Consider the following 4,020-nt stretch of genomic DNA (forward strand, 5'->3'; position numbering starts at 1 on the left):
CCGCAGGCTGGCGGGGCTGGGCGCGCTGCTGCTGACCGGCACCGCGCTTCCCGCCGCCGTGCTGACCGTGCCCGACGCCTCCGCGGACGTGCTGCCCGCCGCGCTGGGCGACCTCGGCCTCGGCGACTCCGGCGTCCCCCGGCTGCTGCAGGCCACCGGCCTGTCGCTGCCCGCGCTGCTGCTCGCCGTGCCGCTCGCCGCCGCGGCCGCCCGCCGGTTCCCCGCGTGGGCGGTCCTCGCGATCGGCCTGGCCGTGCTGCTGGCCGGTCTCGGCGCCGCCCGCGCGGCCCCGTCGCTGCCGCTGATCGCCTTGGCCCGCACGGCCCAGGGCGCGGGTGCCGGCATCGTCCTGCCCGCCTCGCTCGTGCTCGTCTTGGAGCGCCGCGACCGGCGCCTCACCGCCGTCTGGGCGGGCGTGCTCGCGGGCATGCTCGCCCTGGCGATGCCGCTGGCGCTGGCGGCCGCCCCCGGCCCAGTCGGCGCGGTGGGAGCCGACTGGCGTGCCGCCCTTGCGCCGTTCCCCTGGTTCGCCGTCGCCGCCGTGGGCGCCGCCCTGCTGCGCCCGCTCCTGCGCGGCCGCGCCCGGTGGGCGCTGCCCGCGGGCGGGCACGGCGAACGCAGCCTGCTCCTGCTGCCGCTGGCCCCCGCGGCCGGTTTCGGGTTCCTCGCCGTCGCCGCCGCCCACGAATGGTCGCCCGGCGCGCGGGTCGTGCTCGCGGGCCTCACCGTGCCCGCCCTGCTCGGGCTCGCCGCCGCCGCCGGACGGCGCGCCCCGGCGGGCAGCCCGCACGGCTGCGCCATCGCCATGATCGCCGTCGGCCTGCTCGGCTATCCGGTCGCCGCGCCGCTGGCCGGCCTCGCCGCCGCCACCGCCCACGCGCGCGGCGCCGGCGCGCCGCTGCTCCCGTTCGCCGCGGCGGCCGCCGCCGCACTGGCCGCCGCGCTCGCCGCGACCCGCGCGCCCGCCCGCGGCGCGGTGCCCGCCGGGTTCCTGCTGCTGGTCCTGGCACTGCCGCTCGGCCTCGCCGTCGACATCGGCGCGGGGCCCGGCGGGCAGTGGGCGCTGCTGATCCCGCTCGTCCCGCTCGGCGCCGGCGCCGGGCTGGCCCTCGCCGCCTCGCTGCGCGGCGCGGCACCCGGCGCGGCCCTGTTCGGCCTGTCGCTGTGCTTCCCCGCCGTGCTCGCCGGGCAGCTCCTCGTCCTGTCCCTGCAGGCGGCGCGGCTGGGACGGGCCCGTCCGGCGACCGGCGCCGAGCAGGTCCACGCCCTGCTGGCCGGCTACCACGACTGGCTCATCGCCGCCGGAATGGCGGCCGTGCCGCTCGCCGCCGCCACCGCCGTCGCGGCGGCGCGCCGCCGTAATGCCGCTTCCGGCCCGCGGGCCGGGTAGTATTCGCGCGCTTACCGAAACCGAAAATTCCGCAAGGAGAACCACTCGTGTCCGAGCGCACTCTCGTCCTGGTCAAGCCCGACGGCGTCCGCCGCGGTGTCATCGGCGAGGTCATCTCCCGGATCGAGCGCAAGGGCCTGAAGCTCGTCGCGCTGGAACTGCGCACCCTCGCCCGCGAGACCGCCGAGTCCCACTATGAGGAGCACGCGAGCAAGCCGTTCTTCGGCGAGCTGGTCGAGTTCATCACCGGCGGCCCGCTCGTCGCCATGGTCGTCGAGGGCCCGCGCGCCATCGAGGCGTTCCGCTCGCTGGCCGGCGCCACCGACCCGGTCAGCGCCGCCCCCGGCACCATCCGCGGCGACTTCGCCCTGGAGATCGGCGAGAACATCGTGCACGGCTCCGACTCCACCTACTCCGCCGAGCGCGAGATCAAGCTCTTCTTCCCCGAACTGGGCTGAGACGCGCCCGCGAGGGCGCCGTTCGAGCGCGGGCCGGATCTTCCGGCCCGCGTCTTCTTTAGCGAAAACCGAGCTGGTCAGGACGCGTTTTTTCCGCGACGCGCGGCGGCGGGGTGACTGCCCGCGGACGGGGGCGCACGTTACGATGGACGCGCCGCTATACACGCCCGTCAATCATGAAGGGCTCCCTTTCTTCATGGGTAACAAGCTGTCGTTTCTTGGCCGTGACATGGCCGTCGATCTTGGTACCGCCAACACACTGGTGTACGTGCGCGGGCGTGGCATCGTCCTGAACGAACCCTCCGTGGTGGCGATCAATACCAACACCGGAAAGATCGTCGCGGTGGGCATCGAGGCGAAGCGGATGATCGGCCGCACGCCCGGCAACATCGTGGCCGTCCGCCCGCTGAAGGACGGCGTCATCGCCGACTTCGACGTCACCGAGCGCATGCTGCGCTACTTCATCCAGAAGGTCCACAAGCGCCGGCACTTCGCCAAGCCGCGGATCGTGGTGGCCGTGCCGAGCGGGATCACCGGGGTGGAGCAGCGCGCGGTGAAGGAGGCCGGCTACCAGGCCGGCGCCCGCCGCGTGTACATCATCGAGGAGCCGATGGCCGCCGCGATCGGCGCCGGGCTGCCCGTCTACGAGCCGACCGGCAACATGGTCGTCGACATAGGAGGCGGCACCACCGAGGTCGCGATCATCTCCCTCGGCGGCATCGTCACCAGCCAGTCCGTCCGCGTCGGCGGCGACGAACTCGACCAGGCGGTGATCTCCTTCTCCAAGAAGGAATACTCGCTGATGCTCGGGGAACGGACCGCCGAGGAGATCAAGATGGCCATCGGTTCGGCCTATCCCGGCGGCGACGAGGAGCCGCACGCCGAGATCCGGGGCCGCGACCTCGTGAGCGGGCTGCCGAAGACCGTCGTGATCTCCGCCGAGGAGGTGCGGCGGGCGATCGAGGAACCGGTCAACGCCGTGGTGGACGCGGTGAAGACCACGCTGGACAAGTGCCCGCCCGAGCTGTCGGGCGACATCATGGACCGCGGGATCGCGCTCACCGGCGGCGGCGCGCTGCTGAAGAACCTCGACGAACGGCTCCGCGAGGAGACCGGGATGCCCATCCACCTGGTGGACAACCCGCTCGACTCGGTGGTGCTCGGCACCGGCAAGTGCGTCGAGGACTTCGAGTCGCTCCGCCAGGTCCTCGTGCCGGAGCCGCGGCATTGATCGGACGGGTCCGCCCGCCGTAGGACGGGTTCGCCCGCCATTGGCAGTGCACCCGGGGGACTGAGGAAACCGGAGGTCGGTGCGTGAAGGACACCCGGCGCACCCGCATGGTGCTCGGCGGGCTGCTCGTCGTGGCGCTCACGATGATCACCGTGGACTACCGCGGTGGCGCGCAGTCGCCGCTGCGCGGCCTGCGCGACCTGGGCGCGAGCGTGTTCGGGCCGGTCGAGCGGGCGTCCGCGTCCGTCGTCCGCCCGGTGGGCGACACCTTCGACACGATCACCGACGCGCCCGGCGAGCGGCGCCGCGCCGACCAGCTGGCGCGGCAGAACCAGCGGCTGCGCGAGCAGCTGCGCTCCGCCCGGCTCGACACGGAGCGGTCCGCGCAGCTGCAGCGGCTGCTCGGCACCGCGGGAATGGGCGGCTACACGATCCACGCCGCGCAGGTGATCTCCGCCGGGCAGGGCTTCGAGGACACCGTCACCATCGACGTCGGCAGCCGCAGCGGCATCAAGCCCGACATGACCGTGATCAGCGCCGCCGGGCTCGTCGGCCGGGTCACCCGGGTCGGGCCCGCGACCTCGACCGTGCTGCTCGCCACCGACCAGACCTCCTCCATCGGCTCCCGGCTGGAGGCGTCCAAGGAGATCGGCATCACCCAGGGCCGGGGCCGCCGCGGCCTCGGCGGCGGCGGCGCCACGCCGCTGCGCTTCCAGCTGCTGGACGCGTCCGCGCCGATCCAGGTCGGCCAGCGGATCGTGACGCTCGGGTCGCAGGGCCAGCGCCCGTACGTGCCCGGCGTCCCGATCGGCGAGGTCGCCCGCATCGAGAAGTCCACCAGCGGGCTGACCCGCACCGCCTACGTCCGGCCGTTCGTGAAGTTCACCAGCCTGGACGTCGTCGCCGTCGTGGTCGCCCCGCCGAAGACCGACCCCCGGGAC

The 4,020-nt window shown here is 74.4% G+C and carries 4 protein-coding genes; all 4 read left to right on the plus strand.

Annotated features, from left to right (window positions below; all coding sequences use genetic code 11):
- Positions 1-1,390: hypothetical protein (locus ETD96_RS45520; protein WP_171069503.1), on the plus strand; the 1,390-nt coding region annotated here is incomplete at its 5' end.
- Positions 1,391-1,437: 47 nt separating this feature from the next.
- Positions 1,438-1,848, plus strand: coding sequence for a nucleoside-diphosphate kinase (gene ndk, locus ETD96_RS42090; RefSeq protein ID WP_138642067.1), 411 nt, complete (start codon positions 1,438-1,440; stop codon positions 1,846-1,848).
- A gap of 196 nt (positions 1,849-2,044) precedes the next feature.
- Positions 2,045-3,079, plus strand: coding sequence for a rod shape-determining protein (locus ETD96_RS42095; protein ID WP_067794123.1), 1,035 nt, complete (start codon positions 2,045-2,047; stop codon positions 3,077-3,079).
- A gap of 83 nt (positions 3,080-3,162) precedes the next feature.
- On the plus strand, positions 3,163-4,020 hold an 858-nt coding region (gene mreC / locus ETD96_RS42100), incomplete at its 3' end, for a rod shape-determining protein MreC (RefSeq protein ID WP_138642068.1).

The sequence above is a fragment of the Actinomadura geliboluensis genome (assembly GCF_005889745.1).
Taxonomy (GTDB): domain Bacteria; phylum Actinomycetota; class Actinomycetes; order Streptosporangiales; family Streptosporangiaceae; genus Spirillospora; species Spirillospora geliboluensis.